The following is a 15,849-nucleotide window of genomic DNA, read 5'->3' on the forward strand; positions in this document are numbered from 1 at the left end:
AGCGTGCTCCTATTCGTTGTCCTGCAGGCGTCGGTCGCCGAGCCCGAGCGGAATCGCGCCATACAGCGAGCGCAGCGCGACATCCATCTCGTCGGTGCGCAGCGCGCGCTCCTCCGACAGCGAGAACGCTTGTGTACCAAGGCTCCATCGTTCGTAGATGCGGAGTCGGTTGCCGTCCACGCGGATGATCTGGCCGGTGATCCAGCCGGCCTGCTCACTGGCCAGGTACGCCACCACGGGCGAACAGTTCTCGGGCGCGAACGTGTCGAATGCCCCTGGCTCGACCTCGGCGAGAAGCCCGCCGACCGCTTCGGTCATCCTGGTGCGCGCCACCGGCGACACTGCATTCACCGAGACGCCGTAACGTTGCAGCTCCATGGCCGCGACGACGGTGGCGCTGGCGATCGCGGACTTGGCTGCGCCATAAGCAAGCTGCCCGATGTTGCCGCGCATGCCGGAGCCGCTGGTGGTGTTGATGACTCGACCGGTGACCCGGTCGCCGGCTTTCGCACGCTCGCGCCAGTGACCGGCGGCGTGCCGCATGAGGTTGAAGGTGCCCTTCAGGTGGACGGCGATGACATCGTCGAAGTCGCGTTCTTCCATCGAGGTGATCATCTTGTCGCGGGTGATGCCGGCGTTGTTGATCACGGCGTGCACATCGCCGTGTGCAGCGACCACTGTTCGAACGAGGTCTCCGATGGCGTCGTAGTCGGTGACCGACAGTTCGGCGACCTCTGCCTTGCCGCCGATCTCGGCGATCTCACGAACAACAGAGTGTGCGGGTGTCTCGGCGTCTCGTGCCCCATCGAGTCCGACACCGGGGTCGACGATGACGACTGTTGCTCCCTGTGCGGCGAGCTCGAGAGAATGTGCGCGGCCCAGACCGCGGCCGCCGCCGGTCACGATCGCCACGCGGTCGTCGAGTAGTCCCATCAGATTCCTCCGGTGTACGAGTGTGTGGTGCGCGACGACGGGTCGATGGTGACGACCGCGCCGGGGTTGTCGAGCGGGTTCTCGACCACTTGGACGAGGTGCTCGGCGACCTCGGTGGCGGTCAGGGAGCCCTCGCGTGCATCGTTCGGGCCGTGTCCCCGCACCATCGCGGCGATCAACAGCTCGCGGATGTGAATACCGGACGTCTTTCCCTCCTTGTGCCAGGACCGCAGCAACGCTCGCTGTGCCGCCTGCGTCATCGACATGGGCCCCATGCCGGGGAACGTGAAGTCGGCCATGCCGCCGCCGGTGGCGAGGTAGACGGCACCGGGCGAGAGTCGGGGGATGAAGGTTCGTGCCGCGTTCACGTGCAGTCGCAGGTCACGTTCGAAGACATCGTTGATGATGTCGAAATCCAGCTCGGCGATTGGGCGCGGGTTCCAGGAGGCTGCGGTGGTCACCACCACGGCGTCCAGGGACGCTGCGGTGCACCGGTCTGCGAGAGCGTCTGTCTCGGTAGTGGATTCAACGCTGCAGGGTTGCGTGGTGACCTGTCCGGACGGGAGTGAGGCCGACAAGTCGTCGAGACGCTGCCCAGTGCGGGCGCTGAGGACGACGTCCCAGTTTCGTGAACAGAGGACTTCAGCGACGGCGCGCCCGACAGTTCCTGTGGCACCGATGAGTAGCGCTCTGGGCATTCGGATCGGATCCTCTTCTGTTGGTGGGCTGTAGCGATGTGAGAGCTGTAGGTGCGCGATCCCCGGACGGTCGGCGCGCGGTCAGGTTCGGGCGGCGAACTCCACGAGGAAGTTGCGGAAGGTCTCGTTGGTGGTGGATTCGGCTTGTGCCAAGGCCTCGACGTCGATGGAGTCGGCGAATCCCGCGTGGGTTGCCGTATCGACCGAGCGCTTGATGGCACTGCTGAGTTCGGCGCGCCGCGCGTATCGGGAGGCCAGCCGGAATGCTTCGGCGAGCGGGTCGTCGGCCCGGAGGTCCGACAGTCCGATCTCGTGAGCGTGGTCGGCCGCGATGATCGCTCCCTCGAGCAAGGCCGCCATCGCGCGGGACCGGCCGATGCGTTCGACCAACATCCAGGAGCACCCTCCACCGGGGTGCAGGCCGATCTCGGCGAAGGTGGGTCCGTAGCGAGCGCGCGGGCCGCTGACGATGATGTCGCAGGCGAGCGCGATGTTCAGACCTGCGCCGATCGCCGGCCCATGAACTGCCGCCATCGTGGGCACGGTCAGATCTCGGAGGCCGAGAAAGGACGCGTAGACGCCTTTGAGGTGGTCGCGGATCTCCTCTGTGGGTCGGGTGAGATCACCGAACATGCCGGTCAGGTCTGCGCCGGAGCAGAAACTGCGGCCGGCGCCGGTCACGACGACAGCGCCGACCGTCGACGTGTTGGCCGTGTCGTCGATCGCCTCTCGCAATTCGGCCAGGACGTCGAGGTCGAGCGCGTTGAGTCGCTCGGGTGCGTTCAGTGTGATGGTGCGGACTGGTCCGTCGTCGGCGACGAGTACAAGGGGCATGAGTCTCTTCCGTGGGCGCGGCGAATCCTGGCTGTAGTGTACTTGACTAAAGTGTCAAATGCCATCATATTGGAGCTATCAGCGACCCGCTTCGCCGGGAGGGTGCTGCACCGTTCTCGACGAATCTGGGCTATGTCAAGGGGCTGGCTCGCTGTAACGGCATGGCGTCGCACACAGTTGTCACAAGTGTCAAGTTATTCTAGGCTGCTGAACCAGCGGCGTTGCGAGGACGTCGAGGTTTGGACGCGAGTAGGAGATGACCGCGATGACCATCAGTGACCACGAACTCGAGACGACCGCCCTCGACCGACGTGTGCATGCAGTTCTGCACTGCAACGTCAACACTCCGGTACTGGCCGAATCCGCCGACTTTCTGACCCGCCTCGGCCTGGTCGAGCGCATGCGGTCGGTCTCCGACGACACGGACGGCAGACCCCTCGGACTCGGCGAGCACACGTCGAGCATCACCGCATTTCACTACGACGGTCGCGGGCCGCGCTCCGCGCCGGCAATCGAGCTCGTCGGCTGGAGGGAGCCCCCCGTGGCCGCGCGGGAGGTCGCAACGAAGTCCCACACACTCGGGTTCGAGGCCATCGGTCTGCGTACGCCCCAGCCCGCAGCGTTGTCGCCGGGCGACACCGACATGACCGAGGTTGTGGTCCGGGGCCGACGAGTGGCCGCATGGATGGCGTCGGATCCCGCCGGTGGCCCCGTCGAGCTGATCCACGTCGATCCCAGTGCGGTCGTCGATGAGCCCGAGGGTGCCAAGTTCTCTCACGTCCGGCTGGTCAGCAGCGATCTCGAGCGCACTGCCGCATGGTGGCAGCAGCTCGGTTTCGAACCCGTCCCGAATGCACCGGCGGGGGCGCTGAGTCTCGTCGCGGCCGAGGATCCCACTTTCTCGATCGAATTCCGTCATGATCCCGGCGCGGTGAGGCCCGATTGGCATGCGAACACCGCCGGCCTCTATCGCATCGCGCTCGCGGTCGAGGATGTCGTGCGGGCCCACCACGCCCTTCTCGATCTGGGCGCGGACATCCCGGAACCGGTGTTCATCCCGATGGTCGATACGCCGACCGGTGGCTTCACCGTGCTGTTCCTGGCTGATCCCGACGGCGCGGTCGTCGAGCTCGTTTCCCGTCCGCGTAGCGAGGTGCGTAGACCCACCCAACCATGCTGACCCCCTTGTTGTTCCACGTTTGACCAGAGGAGACCCCGATGACCCAGACCAGTGCCGAGGCGACCGTGCCGGTGGCGCCCGATCTGTTCACCTGGCCGGCCGAGCGGCCCGCACTCATCGCCGCGAAAGGATCGGACGGAAAGCTGACGTTCCCCTACCGGAGTCACCGACTGGTGAACGGGGTCCGCGAGGAGCAGGAGCGTGTGGAGTTGCCGCGTCGAGGAACGCTCTGGACGTTCACCACTCAGGCATTCCGGCCCACCTCACCCCCGTACGCCGGCGATGACGACGCAAAGACCTTCCAGCCCTTCACCGTTGGCTACATCGAACTGCCCGGCGCCCTGCGCGTCCAAGCCCGGCTGACCGAGCCGGACCCGGAGAAACTCATGATCGGGCAGGAGATGGAATTGGTGATTCTCCCGTTCGCCAGGAATGCCCAGGGCACGCCGACCATGATGTACGCCTTCGCCCCTGTGACAAGTGAGGAAACCTCGGTATGAGCACTCCATCAGATATCGCGATCATCGGCGTCGGACTCCATCCGTTCGGCCGCTACCCCTCGAAGTCCGCACTCGAGATGGGCGAGGACGCCGTCATCGACGCGCTCGGCGACGCGGGTGCGAAATGGGAAGACGTCGACGTACTCTGGGCATCGAGCATGGAGGTCAAGAACCCGGAGGCCATCACCGGCCTGCTGGGAATGACCGGAATACCGGCACGTTCCACCTTCACCGGATGTGCATCGGGCGGCAACACTCTCGCGCAGGCGGCGAATGCGCTCCGTCTCGGCGATGCCAACCTCGCTGTGGCCGTCGGGCTCGACAAACATCCCCGCGGCGCGTTCTCCGACCACCCCTCGGTATCCGGGCTTCCGGAATGGTACGGCGAACTCGGTCTGTTCCTCACCACCCACTTCTTCGGTATGAAAGCCACGCGCTACCTGCACGACCACGACATCTCGGAGACAACCCTGGCCAAGGTGGCAGCGAAAGCGTTCGCCAATGGTTCGGTCAACCCGGTCGCGTGGCGTAACAAGAAGCTCGGCGTCGAGGAGATACTGGCCAGCCCGGTACTGAACTATCCACTGCGCCAATACATGTACTGCGGGCCCGACGAGGGTGCGGCGGCAGCGGTGCTCTGCCGCGCGGAGGATGCGCACAAATACACCGATACGCCGGTGTATTTGCGTGCGAGCACGTTGTTCTCGCGCCGTGACGGGGCGTTCGAACTGCTGATGCCATCGCTGCCGCTCGAATCCGAGGATTCTCCGACGGTGTACGCGTCCCGTGCCGCCTACGAGCAAGCGGGGATAGAGCCGGGGGATGTCGATGTGATTCAGCTGCAGGACACCGATGCGGCTTCCGAGATCATTCACATGGCGGAGAACGGCTTCTGCGCCGACGGAGATCAGGAGAAGCTGATCGCGGAAGGCGCCACCGAGATCGGCGGTCCGCTGCCGATCAACACCGACGGGGGCCTGCTCGCCAACGGCGAACCGGTGGGGGCTTCGGGTCTGCGCCAGATCTGGGAGCTCACGAACCAGCTGCGCGGACGGTGCGGGGACCGGCAGGTCGACGGCGCGACTGTCGCTTACGCCCAGCTGTACGGAGCCCCGGGTACCGCGGCCGTGACGATTCTGTCGACCTGACATGGGTGCGTGCAGCGTCAGGGCGGCGCGACAGCAGCTGTCGGCCGACCCCTGGCACACCCGCAGCGGCGAAGACTGGGCGGTAGCGGCCGCGGGGGTCGTCGGATGAATCGTCCCGCGATGCCGTCGGCGGTCGACGAGGACCAGGCGATGGGCGATCTCCGACGAGAGGTACGCGAGTTCATCTCGCAGGAGACCGCGGCCGGGCGGTTCGTCGGCCAGGTCGACAGTTGGCTCACCGGTTGGGACGAGGACTTCAGTCGTTCGCTGGCCGAGCGTGGCTGGTTGGGAATGACCATCCCGGTACACTACGGTGGCCGAGGTCAGAGCTTCCTCGAGCGGTTCGTGGTGACCGAGGAACTGCTCGCCGCCGGAGCCCCCCTCGCCGCCCACTGGATCGCGGACCGGCAGATCGCGCCGTCGCTGCTCAAGTACGGCACCGAGTTCCAGAAACACGCGTTGCTCCCCGGAATTGCTTCCGGTGACACCTATTTCGCGATCGGAATGAGTGAGCCCGACTCCGGTTCCGACCTGGCCTCGGTCCGGACCCGTGCCACTCGTTGCGATGATGGTTGGCTGCTCCAAGGAGCGAAGGTCTGGACGTCCGGCGCGCACCGGGCGCACTACTTCATCGTCCTCGCGCGCACGGCTGCGGTGGACCCGGGGGACCGACACGGCGGGCTCAGCCAATTCATCGTTGATCTCCGCGCGCCGGGTGTGCGGATCCGACCGATTCTCTCCCTCGACGGCAGGCACCACTTCAACGAGGTCTATCTCGACGAGGTTCACGTTCCCGACGAGTGGGTGTTCGGCACCATCGGCGCCGGTTGGGAGCAGGTGACATCGGAACTGGGCTACGAACGCAGTGGACCGGAGCGCTTTCTGAGTACGTTCCCGTTGCTGGCCGCCATGGCGCGAGCCGTCGCCGACGGGACGTTGGAAACGACTGCGCAACTGGGGCGTTCACTGGCACGAACGGCAGCGCTACACGAGTTCTCCGCTGCCATCGCCGATGGTCTCACACGCGGCGAGTCGGTGGACCTCGCCGCGGCCATCACGAAGATCCTTGGCACGACGCACGAGGGTGATATCGCTGAACTGGCCGGGTCGTACGGACTTGACGCTGGTTCGTCTCCACTCGGCGAGCCGGTGCGTGAGCTGACCGCCGACGCCCTTGCCCAGCGTTCGGGATTCACTCTGCGGGGCGGCACAAACGAAATCCTGCGGGGCGTGGTTGCCCGCGGTTGGGGGATGCGCTGATGACCTCGCTTCATCCGACGTCGAGACATACCGGCCGGGTCGACCCGGATGTGGCCGACCTCTTCGACAACGTGTTCGCCGACTGGCACTCGAGGCGTCCCGCGCCGGGCGTGGTTCTCGAACTCGACCGCGACCTGTGGGCGAGGTTGGATGAGCTCGGCTTGACCGACCTCGCCTCGGCGGACGACGCAGACGTGTGGACAGTCGCGGAACTGCTGCGAGCGGCTGCTCGATACGCGGTGCCGCTGCCGATCGCAGAGCATGACGCGTTGGCTGGGCTGCTCGCCACAAGGGCGGGAATCAGCTGTGGATCCGGGATAAGAACCATAGCGCGCCTTGATGTTTACGGCACCGACCGTGCCGTGCCGTGGGCGAGCCAGGTGGATCGGATACTGGTGCTGAGGCCTTCGGGTGACGCGGCCTTCGATGCGTGGCAGATCGCCGACATCCCGGTGTCCTCATGTCGGCTCGAGGCCGCCACCGATCTGGCCGGCCGGCCGCGGGATCGGTTGACGATGACAGCATCGGCAGGCGTGGGGACGCTCATCGGTGCCGATCTGGCCAGGGAGTTCTTTCTTCGTGCCGCTTTGATGCGCGCGGTACAGGCCACCGGAGCGTTGGACCGGATCATCGACCTGTGCGTCCGGCACGTCACCGAGCGACGCCAGTTCGGCCGGCCGCTCGCGCGTTTCCAGGCCGTCCAACATCTGGTCGCCGACGCTGCGGCAGAGTCGGCCCTCGCCCACATCGCCACGGATGCCGCCCTCACCTCACTTGCCTCACTCGGCCGATCGGGCGCGAGCCTGGACGAACTGGAGCGTGCGGTTGCGATCGCCCGCTCTGTTCTCGGCACAGCGTCGGGCGTCGTTGTTCGTAATGCGCATCAGGTACATGGTGCGATCGGTACGACACTCGAGCATCCGCTCCGTGGATTGACCCAACCGGTGCTGTCGTGGCGCAACGACTACGGCACAACGCGTGATTGGGACCTACGGGTCTGCCAACTCGTCCCGGGTGAAGGCGATGGTGCCTGGGCGGCTCTGGTCAAGTGACTCCGGCCGGCCACCCCTGTGGGGAGGCCGGCCCGGCCGAACCGCCTCAGGACTGTCGCGACTCGCGAGGGAGGCCGAGTGCACGTTCGGCGATGATGTTGCGTTGGATCTCCGACGTGCCCGCATACACGGTGCCCGCCAACGAATTCTGCAGGTGAATCGACAACCAGGACGCAGAGGTGTTCGGCGCTCCCGGATCGTCGGCGCGGAACCAGCGCATGGGCGGGTCGCCAACCCAGTACAGGGCGTCCTGTCCGAGAACGTCGACCGCGATCGAGGACAGCCGTTGATGGTATTCACTCCAGTACAGCTTGGAGACCGACGCCGCGGGCCCCAGGGATCCGTCCCGGATGTAGGCATCGAGGATCCGGTCACCCATCGCCTTCATCGCGCTCAGTTCGGTGTACGAGCGGGTGATCCGCGCGCGAATGGCCGGGTCGCGATCGGCGCCGCGCTCGCGGACCAGCGCCAGGACACGCGCGAACTCGTGCGCAAACAGGACCGGATTCACCGCGGCCTCTTCGCCCCGCTCATGTGTCAGAAGGGAATTGGCCACGGTCCAGCCATCGTTGACAGATCCGACCACGTTCGCAGCAGGGGTCACCGCGTCGGTGAAGAACACCTCGCAGAAGTCGCTGGCGCCGGACAGCATGGTGATCGGACGCACCTCTACACCCGGCTGTGTCATGGGCATGATGAGCATGGTGATGCCCTTGGTCCGCGCGGCAGCGGGATCCGTACGCGCGAGCAAGAACATCCAGTTGGCGTTGGCAGCGTTGGACGTCCAGATCTTCTGGCCGTCGATATGCCACTCGTCGCCGCGCAGCGCCGCGCGGGTGCGCAGACTCGAGAGGTCCGATCCGGACTCCGGCTCGGAGTATCCCTGGCACCAGACATCGTCGCCGGAGATGATCCGTGGGAGGATCTGTGCCTTCTGTGTGTCGGTGCCCCACTTGTTGATGGTGTTGCCCAGCATCTTGATCGAGACCGTGTCGCCGGGTGTGCCGACCGGAACCTTCGCGCGGGAGAACTCCTCGACCACGACAAGATGGTCGACCTTGCCGAGCCCGCGACCGCCGTATTCCTCTGGCCAGGTGACCGCCAGGTATCCGCGGGACCCGGCGAGTTTGCGCCACGAAGCGACAAAGCCTTCACGTTCGCCGGCCGGAAGAGCGCCGACGCCCTGCCAATCGGTGGGGAGTTCGTCACGCAGGAACTCGATCACCTCATCACGGAAGCCTGGTGTCTCCCCGGGACGGGTAGTTGTCATCGATTATCTCCTAGCGGTTCGAGCTGATCTTTTCACGCTGTCAGTCAGCTGAAATCAATGATATAAGTCTATTGTAGAAATAAGAAGAGGTGACCATAAATGGAACTGATGTCGGACCAAGAGCAGGTGGAGTTCCGCACGATGATTCGCGATGGGCTCGCGCGCGTCGCCCCGGTCGAGACCACCCGACACCTGGTGACCGAAGGTCGTCGTGGCGATGAGCAGTTGCGCGACCGGCTCGTCGAATTGGGATTGCCGGGGCTCGTGATCGCCGAGGAACGCGGGGGGGCCGGTGCCGGTGCGACGGCGTTGGGAATCCTCCTGGAGGAGGCTGGGCGAGTGCTGTTGCCCACTGCGTACCTGTCGTCGGCGACAGTCGCTCCGTTTCTGTTGGGGCACGACGACTCCGGGCGGGCTGCCGATGTCATCGCCGGCGTGGCCGCGGGAGTCGATCGGGTGGCCTTTGCCGACGTCGACGTGCGCGGCGCGGCACGCACCGAGCTCGAGAACGGTCCGGGGGGTCCCACCGTGACCGGAAGCAAGGCTGCCGTCATCGACGGGGACCTCGCGACAGATCTTCTCGTCACCGCCACCCGAGGCGGTGAGTCGGTCGTCGTCCTGGTTGATGCTCATTCGCCGGGGCTGGTGATCGAGGAACTTCCTTGCCTCGATGAGACGCGACCGGTGGTGCAGATGCGGTTCGACCACGTGTCGGGGGAACCACTGAAGATCGCCGAGGTGGATCGGGTGCTCGACGACGCCCGAGCGCTGCTCCGACTCTCGCTGGCTGCGGAGGCTTCGGGGCAGATCGCCGCCTGCCTCGACCTTTCGGTGGAGTACGCCAAGAGCCGCAGGCAATTCGGCCGTGCTATCGGCGGCTTCCAGGCGATCAAGCATCGTTGCGCCGACATGTTCGTGGCAGCTCAGGCCGCCTCCGCCTCGGTGGCAGCGGCTTTCGCAGCGTGGGACGAGCAGCCCGAGCAACGCGGGCTGATCGCCGAGGCGGCGACGGCCTACTGTCTGCAAGCGGGCTTCGACGCGGCGGCCTCGACCATGCAGATCCACGGCGGCGTCGCGTTCACCGCGGAGGCGTTGCCGCAGCTCTTCCTCAAGAGGGCGAAAGCCACGCAGCTGCTGGCGGGCGGGATGGATGCCGAGGTCGCGCGGCTGGCCGACCTCGTCTTCGACGAGGGCCGCGACCCGCTCGAGCCGATCCTCGGTGCGGCTTCCTGACACCGAATCCGGCCGGCCCACATGGACGCCGTGGCGACCACCGCATCATCTCCACAACGCGTGGGAGTTTGGTGCGGTGGTCGTTTCTCGCTGGCGGCGACCGGCGGTCAGCGACACGGCGAATCCGAGATCGGGAGACCCGGGCACCCTGACTCACCATGAGAACGCTGTGACCAAGCGAGCTTCACTGCGAAATCGACATTGCCACGTCGAATCAACCCGATCGGATCCTCTCGATAAAGAATGGGTCGAGTCGATTTGGGAAAATCAATAGCCGCACACTGTTGGTTATTTATGGGACGTGAATACTCTCACCGGGAAATGGATCTGCGTCCGCGATTTATATGTGTAATCGCATTCAACCCGCGCTGTTCGATAATTGTTCGGTGAGAATGTCACGGCCGCGAGATCCTTCGAAGAATGTTACACACCGATCTGATCGAGTAGTCGCTCGTGATAAACCGATGGGCCCCCGAACATCAACTGGTCAGCCTTGGCTCGCCGGAAGTAGAGGTGTGCCGGGTGCTCCCAGGTGAATCCGATCCCGCCGTGCACTTGAATGGTCTCCGCGGCCACGAACATGAACGCGTCCGAACACACCGAATGCGCCACGGCAGCTGCCTCGGCCGGTAGCGGCGCGTCGTCGTGACCATCGGCCGCACGTAGCGCCTCGGTCGCGGCGGCGTCGGCAAGAGTGACCCGCGCGAACATGTCCGCGAGTTTGTGTTTCACCGCTTGGAACGAACCGATCTTGCGGCCGAACTGCTCACGCTCCTTGGCGTAGGCCACACTCATCGTCAGACACGTCCTGGCGGCGCCGACCTGCTCAGCGGCGAGGGCAGCAGTGGACCGGTCGAGTACTGCGGCCAGGATTCGCGATGCATCGCCCTGTGCACCGACGAGGACCGCGGGTGTTCGGTCGAAGGACAATCGCGAGATCGGCCGGGTGATGTCGAGAGTTCGAAGCGGTGTCTGCGAGAATCCGGCTGCCCCTGCCTCGACGGCGAACAGCGACGGCCCGGCCGGCGTCGTCGCGGCGACCAGGATGAGGTCGGCGTCGCCATCGGGCACCAAGGCCTTCTGGCCGGTGATGACCCAACCCGAACCGTCCGCCTCACCGGCTACAGCGAAACCCTCTGTGCGCCATAAGCCGTCGCACTCGACCACAGCCAGAGTGGCGATGGTGGATCCGTCCGCGATGCGCGGTAGGTGCGTGGCCTGGGCCGCGCTGTCACCCGATGCCAGTAGAGCGCTACCGGCGACGACGACAGATGACAGGAAAGGACCGGGCATCAGTGCGGCGCCCATCTCCGCCAGGACCACGCCGAGTTCGGTCAGCCCGAAACCGTCTCCGCCGAACTCTTTCGGCATCGCCAACGCGTGTACTCCGATGTCGCTCGCCAACAGCCGCCAGAGCGAATCATCGAAGCCCCGCTCGGTCTGCACCGCAGACCGGACCGCGGAGTCGTCACAGCGTTCGGCGAGGATGTCGCGCACCGTTGAACGCAGATCCTGGAGTTCCTCGGCACTGATGCTGTGCTCGCTCATGACGGTTCCTTCGGTAGCCCCAGGACCCGCTCGCCCAGGATGTTCTTCATGATCTCCTCGGTGCCGCCGAGGATGCGGAATGCCGGGGTGGAGAGCAGGAGTTCGTTCCATGAGAACGTTCCCCACTCACCGGTATCGGCGGTCAGCTTCGGTCCGACGAGTTCGGCAGCAAAATGTGCTACGCGCGTGAGGTTCTGGGCCCACAGCATTTTGGAGACGGATGCCTCCGGGCCTGGCTCGGCACCTGCGCGGAGCTTGCGAAGCGTCTGGCGGTTGAGATACTCCGCAGCGGTGAGATCGGCGGTGATCTCCGCAAGCCGACGGCGTGCGGCGCCGTCGGTGCGGTGTCCGGTCGCGCGGAGCAGGGAAGCCAGGAAGCCGTCGGACAGAACCCTGGCCACACCGGTCGACGAACTCTCGCCACCGACGCTGGCACGTTCGTTCATCAGGGTGGTCAACGCGACCCGCCATCCGCCGTTGACCTCTCCGAGACGATGACTGTCGGGGACGCGGACATCGGTCAGGAAGACCTCGTTGAACTCGGCGCCGCCACTCATCTGGCGCAGCGGACGCACCTCGACGCCCGGTGACGACATGTCGACCAGAAACGCCGTGATTCCTTTGTGTTTGGGAGCATCAGAATCGGTGCGGCACAGAGCCATCCCGAGTTGGGCGTGGTGGGCGACCGACGTCCAGACTTTCTGTCCCCGCAGTACCCAGCCGTCGTCGATGCGCTCGGCTCTGGTGCGCACGCCGGCCAGATCGGAACCGGCGCCGGGCTCACTGAACAGTTGGCACGCGATCGCATCGCCGCGATACATCGCCGGGAGGTAGCGCTCCTTGATGTCATCGCGGGCGTGGGTCAGGATGGTCGGACCGATCATGCCGAGGCCGATGAGCGAAAGCACGCCGGTGTCGGCCACCGCGTATCCGGCTTCGATCTGGTCATAGATGAGTTCGTGGACGGGAGTGAGCTCGCGGCCGCCGTATGTGAGTGGCCCCGTGATCCATCCGAAGCCGTTCTCGTAGCGCGTTCGTTGCCACCGGCGGGCCGCGTCGACGTTCATGCGTTCTACTTCCGGGGGATCGTCGGAGAAATAGCCGGTGTGGTCGTCGCCCTCACCCCAGGACAGCGCGGTGGGGGAGCGTCGTTCGGCGTGACGGTCCAGGAAGGTGCGTGCCTCATCAACGAACTGGGTGAGAGATTCGGGTGTCACGTCCGCAGGCGCGCTCATGGTGGTCATGTGTCCTCCCGGTTCACTGGTCAGATTTCGACGATCGGCAGCGGAGGCTGCGCACCGGACACGAGGTCGTGGCCGAGTTGTCGGGCGAGATGGTGATGGGAACCCATCAGCGAGTCGAGCGCGGCGGCACGTGTGACAGCGCGGTGCACGTCGCTCTCGAGGGTGAGACCCATCGCGCCGTGCACTTGGATGGCGTGCCGCATCACGAGTGCGTGGGTCGCGCCGGCCCGGTGTTTGGCGACGCGCGCTGCCAGCGGTGCGAGCGCGGGGTCGGCGTCTTGAGCCCCGGTCAGAGTGGCCCGGGTGAGTTCCACTGCCGCATGCGATTCGGCGAGTGCATGTCGCACGACCTGGAAGGTGGCGAGCGGCCTTCCGTACTGTTCGCGCGCAGTCGTGTGCCGGACGCACATCTCGAGCGCGGTCTCACACGCGCCGATGATCTCTGCGGTGAGCGCCAGTCGCACCGCGGCCACAGCCGCTGCGACAGCGTCCGGGTCGAGTTCGAGGGGTACAGATGGGACTTCGGCGCGATCGAGAACCTGCCAGCTCCCACCAGGGTCGAATCCCGACGAGCTCCGCACGTGCGTGCCGGCGTCGGCCGCCGTCGCCACAGCGGCGCGGTCGACGTCGAGGAGCACGATGGTGTCGACGTCTTCCACGGCACCGAGGAGGATGTCACCGTAGGCCACGGCGGTTCTGTCAACGGTGAACCCCTCATCGAGGGCTGCGAGGGCGACCTCATCGAGCAACCTGCTGGCCGCCAGGGCCCGGCCCTGTGCGCCGAAGAGCAGTGTCTGCGCGGTTACCGGGTCGGCCTCGACCACCTCCGACCAGCCCAGCTCGCCGAGTGCGTCGGTGATGGCGGAGGGTTCGCCGACAAAGACCTGTTCCAACGATGCGCGAATGGTCGCCGTGGTCTCGGCGTCGAGAACACTCATCTGACAGTCTCTTTCGGTAGTCCGAGCACGTGGTCAGCGAGGATGGTGCGCTGCACCTCCGCCGACCCACCGAGAATCGTGGCCGATCGGCTGTACCACCATTCGTCGCGCCATTCGTTCATCTCGGCCGAATCGCCGAACAGGAAGTCGGTGCCGTGGAGGTCGGCGGCGAGGTCGTACAGTCCGATCTCCACGCGCGCGAGTGCGATCTTGTCGATGCTCGCCTCCGGGCCGACGGGAGCTCCGTCGGCGAGCCTGCGCAGAGTCGCTGCGCTGCGGGCACGCAACGTGACCAGGTCGGCGTACAGGGCTCCGATCCGCGAGACGAGGCCGTCGGCCTGCGAGTTCTGGTTGGCAGCGTCGACAAGTGCGCGGAACCGTCCGAAAGCGGTCGCGGCCGACTGCCATGCGTAGACCGACCTCTCGAACTGCAGCAGGTAGGTTGCCACAGCCCAACCACCGTTCTCCGTGCCCACCAGGCGATCAACGCCGACGCGTACCTCGTCGAAGTACACCTCGGCCAGTTTGTTGCGACCACTCGCGATGGCGATCGGGCGGACCGTGACGCCGGGGAGGTCACGGTCGATCACGATCATCGACAACCCGCGGTGGCGAGACTCGGGGGTGCCGGTCCGCACCAGGCAGACGTATCGGGAGGCGGTGTCGCCGTGACTTGTCCAGAGCTTCTGCCCCGAGACGACATAGTGGTCGCCGTCGCGGACGGCACGGGTGCGCAGTGACGCGAGGTCGCTACCCGCTTCGGGCTCGGAGAACCCTTGGCCCCACCATTCGGCACCCGCGAGCGCGCGAGGGAGCAGATCGGCAGCGAGCGCCGGTGCGAACTTCACCAACGGTGGTCCGAGGGTTTCGAGCAGCAGCGTGGGTTGCGGGATCGCGACGCCGGCCGCTGCCAGCTCCTCGTAGAGCACCGCGCGATGACGCACGTCGCCGCCGAGGCCGCCGACCTCCGCGGGCCAGCCGAAACGATTCCAGCCCGATCCGTTGAGCTCTGCCATCAGCTGGGCGTCGGCGGCGATCTGTTCTTCTTCGGTCGCGTAGCGGGTGTTGCGCCATCGCGCATATCGGTCGGACTCGTCGGGTGATGTGGGCACTGCGAGCTCGGCGTGCAACTGCTTCGCGAACTCGCGATGATCCGCAGCCTGTCCCGCGACGTTCGACGGGTTCATGAGGATGCGGCCGCACGCGACCGGCTGCGCGCGAGGAACTTGTTGACGATCTCGTGATGTTCGGGTGTATCGAACGAGGCGTACTCCTCGGCGAGTGCATATTCGATGACCCCGGCGACGGCCCGCTTCATGTGGATGTTCAGCGCGCGCTTCGTGCTCTGGACGGCATGTGCCGGCTGTGCCGCGATCCTCTCCGCGAGGGCGATGGCCTCGGTCAGCACGTCGCCGTCGGCCACGACCCGGTTCGCGAGGCCGATCTCAACTGCCTGCTGTGCCGGGATTCGTGCGCTGGTCAACAGGTATTCTTTTGCGCGCAGCATACTCATCAGCAACGGCCATGTCGGGGCACCGCCGTCGGCTGCCGTGAGACCCACCCCGACGTGCGGGTCGGACAGGTATGCCGACTCGGCGATGAGGACGATGTCGCTGCAGGCCGCCAGACTGGCGCCGAGACCCACCGCCGGGCCGTTGATCGCCGCCACGATCGGCAGGGGGCATTCCAACATCTCCCGAACCAGCTTGCCCGCACTGTCGATCTCTTTGCGCCGCATGGATTTGTCGTCCCACAGTTCGACGAAGTGATCGAAGTCGCCGCCGGCGCTGAACGCCTTTCCGGCACCCGTCAGCACCACTGCGCGAGCGTCCGGATCTTCTGCCAGGTACTGCCATACGGCGACGAGTGCGTCGTGCAGGGTCTCGCTGGTGGCGTTCATCGCTTCCGGACGGTTGAGGGTCACGATGCGCAGGGCGCCCCGTGACTCGATCAGAAGTTCGGAGCAAGCAGGATTCTGCATCGTTCTCTCCTCGGTTGCCCATTGCGTTGG

15 protein-coding genes are annotated in these 15,849 nt (G+C 65.8%); 6 read left to right on the forward strand and 9 right to left on the reverse strand.

All coding sequences use genetic code 11. The annotated features are described in order from the left end of the window. Positions 1 to 9: 9 nt before the first annotated feature. The 3 genes from ACVT6V_RS11020 to ACVT6V_RS11030 form a co-directional block, all read right to left on the reverse strand. Positions 10 to 933 carry an SDR family NAD(P)-dependent oxidoreductase gene (locus ACVT6V_RS11020; protein WP_005199483.1) on the reverse strand — a complete coding sequence of 308 codons (924 nt, stop codon included), beginning with the start codon at positions 931 to 933 and terminating at the stop codon, positions 10 to 12. Next, positions 933 to 1,631, reverse strand: coding sequence for an SDR family NAD(P)-dependent oxidoreductase (locus ACVT6V_RS11025; protein WP_005199482.1), 699 nt, complete (start codon positions 1,629 to 1,631; stop codon positions 933 to 935). Before ACVT6V_RS11025 ends, ACVT6V_RS11020 begins: the two co-directional genes overlap by 1 nt. 81 nt (positions 1,632 to 1,712) lie before the next feature. Continuing rightward, the gene (locus ACVT6V_RS11030) at positions 1,713 to 2,465 is read right to left on the reverse strand and encodes an enoyl-CoA hydratase-related protein (protein ID WP_489899790.1); all 753 of its coding nucleotides are present in this window, start codon (positions 2,463 to 2,465) and stop codon (positions 1,713 to 1,715) included. Between the two features lie 265 nt (positions 2,466 to 2,730). Between ACVT6V_RS11030 and ACVT6V_RS11035 the strand changes: the two genes are divergently transcribed. The 5 genes from ACVT6V_RS11035 to ACVT6V_RS11055 all read left to right on the forward strand — a co-directional run bounded on the left by ACVT6V_RS11035 (position 2,731) and on the right by ACVT6V_RS11055 (position 7,605). Further along, a complete protein-coding gene (locus tag ACVT6V_RS11035) occupies positions 2,731 to 3,645 on the forward strand; it encodes a VOC family protein (RefSeq protein ID WP_489899791.1) in 915 nt (304 codons plus the stop codon). A 38-nt stretch (positions 3,646 to 3,683) separates the two neighbouring features. Then, the gene (locus ACVT6V_RS11040; protein ID WP_005199479.1) at positions 3,684 to 4,145 is read left to right on the forward strand and encodes a Zn-ribbon domain-containing OB-fold protein; all 462 of its coding nucleotides are present in this window, start codon (positions 3,684 to 3,686) and stop codon (positions 4,143 to 4,145) included. Next, the gene (locus tag ACVT6V_RS11045; protein ID WP_005199478.1) at positions 4,142 to 5,293 is read left to right on the forward strand and encodes a thiolase family protein; all 1,152 of its coding nucleotides are present in this window, start codon (positions 4,142 to 4,144) and stop codon (positions 5,291 to 5,293) included. The genes ACVT6V_RS11040 and ACVT6V_RS11045 overlap by 4 nt, the downstream gene beginning before the upstream one ends. 105 nt (positions 5,294 to 5,398) lie before the next feature. Continuing rightward, a complete protein-coding gene (locus tag ACVT6V_RS11050) occupies positions 5,399 to 6,553 on the forward strand; it encodes an acyl-CoA dehydrogenase family protein (RefSeq protein WP_489899792.1) in 1,155 nt (384 codons plus the stop codon). Further along, positions 6,553 to 7,605, forward strand: a complete 1,053-nt coding sequence (locus tag ACVT6V_RS11055; protein ID WP_489899793.1) for an acyl-CoA dehydrogenase family protein — start codon at positions 6,553 to 6,555, stop codon at positions 7,603 to 7,605. The genes ACVT6V_RS11050 and ACVT6V_RS11055 overlap by 1 nt, the downstream gene beginning before the upstream one ends. Before the next feature lie 46 nt (positions 7,606 to 7,651). On the opposite strand, the gene ACVT6V_RS11060 is transcribed toward ACVT6V_RS11055, so the two are convergent. Then, the gene (locus tag ACVT6V_RS11060) at positions 7,652 to 8,875 is read right to left on the reverse strand and encodes an acyl-CoA dehydrogenase family protein (protein WP_489899794.1); all 1,224 of its coding nucleotides are present in this window, start codon (positions 8,873 to 8,875) and stop codon (positions 7,652 to 7,654) included. A 99-nt stretch (positions 8,876 to 8,974) separates the two neighbouring features. On the opposite strand from ACVT6V_RS11060, the gene ACVT6V_RS11065 reads away from it, so the two are divergent. Continuing rightward, the gene (locus ACVT6V_RS11065; protein ID WP_489899795.1) at positions 8,975 to 10,108 is read left to right on the forward strand and encodes an acyl-CoA dehydrogenase family protein; all 1,134 of its coding nucleotides are present in this window, start codon (positions 8,975 to 8,977) and stop codon (positions 10,106 to 10,108) included. 423 nt (positions 10,109 to 10,531) lie between these two features. Here the strand turns inward: ACVT6V_RS11065 and ACVT6V_RS11070 are convergent, their stop codons facing one another. Genes ACVT6V_RS11070 through ACVT6V_RS11090 form a run of 5 tightly spaced genes read right to left on the reverse strand, consistent with a single transcriptional unit; the run spans position 10,532 to position 15,819 of the window. Then, positions 10,532 to 11,656, reverse strand: a complete 1,125-nt coding sequence (locus tag ACVT6V_RS11070; RefSeq protein ID WP_489899796.1) for an acyl-CoA dehydrogenase family protein — start codon at positions 11,654 to 11,656, stop codon at positions 10,532 to 10,534. After that, on the reverse strand, positions 11,653 to 12,900 hold the full coding sequence (locus ACVT6V_RS11075) for an acyl-CoA dehydrogenase family protein (RefSeq protein ID WP_119032182.1): 1,248 nt from the start codon (positions 12,898 to 12,900) through the stop codon (positions 11,653 to 11,655). Before ACVT6V_RS11075 ends, ACVT6V_RS11070 begins: the two co-directional genes overlap by 4 nt. 20 nt (positions 12,901 to 12,920) lie before the next feature. Next, entirely contained in the window at positions 12,921 to 13,838 is a 918-nt protein-coding gene (locus ACVT6V_RS11080; protein WP_124708147.1) for an acyl-CoA dehydrogenase family protein, read from the reverse strand. After that, entirely contained in the window at positions 13,835 to 15,025 is a 1,191-nt protein-coding gene (locus ACVT6V_RS11085) for an acyl-CoA dehydrogenase family protein (protein WP_489899797.1), read from the reverse strand. The genes ACVT6V_RS11080 and ACVT6V_RS11085 overlap by 4 nt, the downstream gene beginning before the upstream one ends. Continuing rightward, positions 15,022 to 15,819 carry an enoyl-CoA hydratase/isomerase family protein gene (locus ACVT6V_RS11090; RefSeq protein ID WP_119032179.1) on the reverse strand — a complete coding sequence of 266 codons (798 nt, stop codon included), beginning with the start codon at positions 15,817 to 15,819 and terminating at the stop codon, positions 15,022 to 15,024. The genes ACVT6V_RS11085 and ACVT6V_RS11090 overlap by 4 nt, the downstream gene beginning before the upstream one ends. Between the last annotated feature and the right edge of the window lie 30 nt (positions 15,820 to 15,849).

The sequence above is a fragment of the Gordonia sp. LMA167 genome (assembly GCF_058130025.1).

Bases quoted from the DNA above. Each gene is read 5' to 3' on its own strand.
- ACVT6V_RS11020 (WP_005199483.1), bottom strand. From the start codon at position 933: ATGGGACTACTCGACGACCGCGTGGCGATCGTGACCGGCGGCGGCCGC.
- ACVT6V_RS11025 (WP_005199482.1), bottom strand. From the start codon at position 1,631: ATGCCCAGAGCGCTACTCATCGGTGCCACAGGAACTGTCGGGCGCGCC.
- ACVT6V_RS11030 (WP_489899790.1), bottom strand. From the start codon at position 2,465: ATGCCCCTTGTACTCGTCGCCGACGACGGACCAGTCCGCACCATCACA.
- ACVT6V_RS11035 (WP_489899791.1), top strand. From the start codon at position 2,731: ATGACCATCAGTGACCACGAACTCGAGACGACCGCCCTCGACCGACGT.
- ACVT6V_RS11040 (WP_005199479.1), top strand. From the start codon at position 3,684: ATGACCCAGACCAGTGCCGAGGCGACCGTGCCGGTGGCGCCCGATCTG.
- ACVT6V_RS11045 (WP_005199478.1), top strand. From the start codon at position 4,142: ATGAGCACTCCATCAGATATCGCGATCATCGGCGTCGGACTCCATCCG.
- ACVT6V_RS11050 (WP_489899792.1), top strand. From the start codon at position 5,399: ATGAATCGTCCCGCGATGCCGTCGGCGGTCGACGAGGACCAGGCGATG.
- ACVT6V_RS11055 (WP_489899793.1), top strand. From the start codon at position 6,553: ATGACCTCGCTTCATCCGACGTCGAGACATACCGGCCGGGTCGACCCG.
- ACVT6V_RS11060 (WP_489899794.1), bottom strand. From the start codon at position 8,875: ATGACAACTACCCGTCCCGGGGAGACACCAGGCTTCCGTGATGAGGTG.
- ACVT6V_RS11065 (WP_489899795.1), top strand. From the start codon at position 8,975: ATGGAACTGATGTCGGACCAAGAGCAGGTGGAGTTCCGCACGATGATT.
- ACVT6V_RS11070 (WP_489899796.1), bottom strand. From the start codon at position 11,656: ATGAGCGAGCACAGCATCAGTGCCGAGGAACTCCAGGATCTGCGTTCA.
- ACVT6V_RS11075 (WP_119032182.1), bottom strand. From the start codon at position 12,900: ATGACCACCATGAGCGCGCCTGCGGACGTGACACCCGAATCTCTCACC.
- ACVT6V_RS11080 (WP_124708147.1), bottom strand. From the start codon at position 13,838: ATGAGTGTTCTCGACGCCGAGACCACGGCGACCATTCGCGCATCGTTG.
- ACVT6V_RS11085 (WP_489899797.1), bottom strand. From the start codon at position 15,025: ATGAACCCGTCGAACGTCGCGGGACAGGCTGCGGATCATCGCGAGTTC.
- ACVT6V_RS11090 (WP_119032179.1), bottom strand. From the start codon at position 15,819: ATGCAGAATCCTGCTTGCTCCGAACTTCTGATCGAGTCACGGGGCGCC.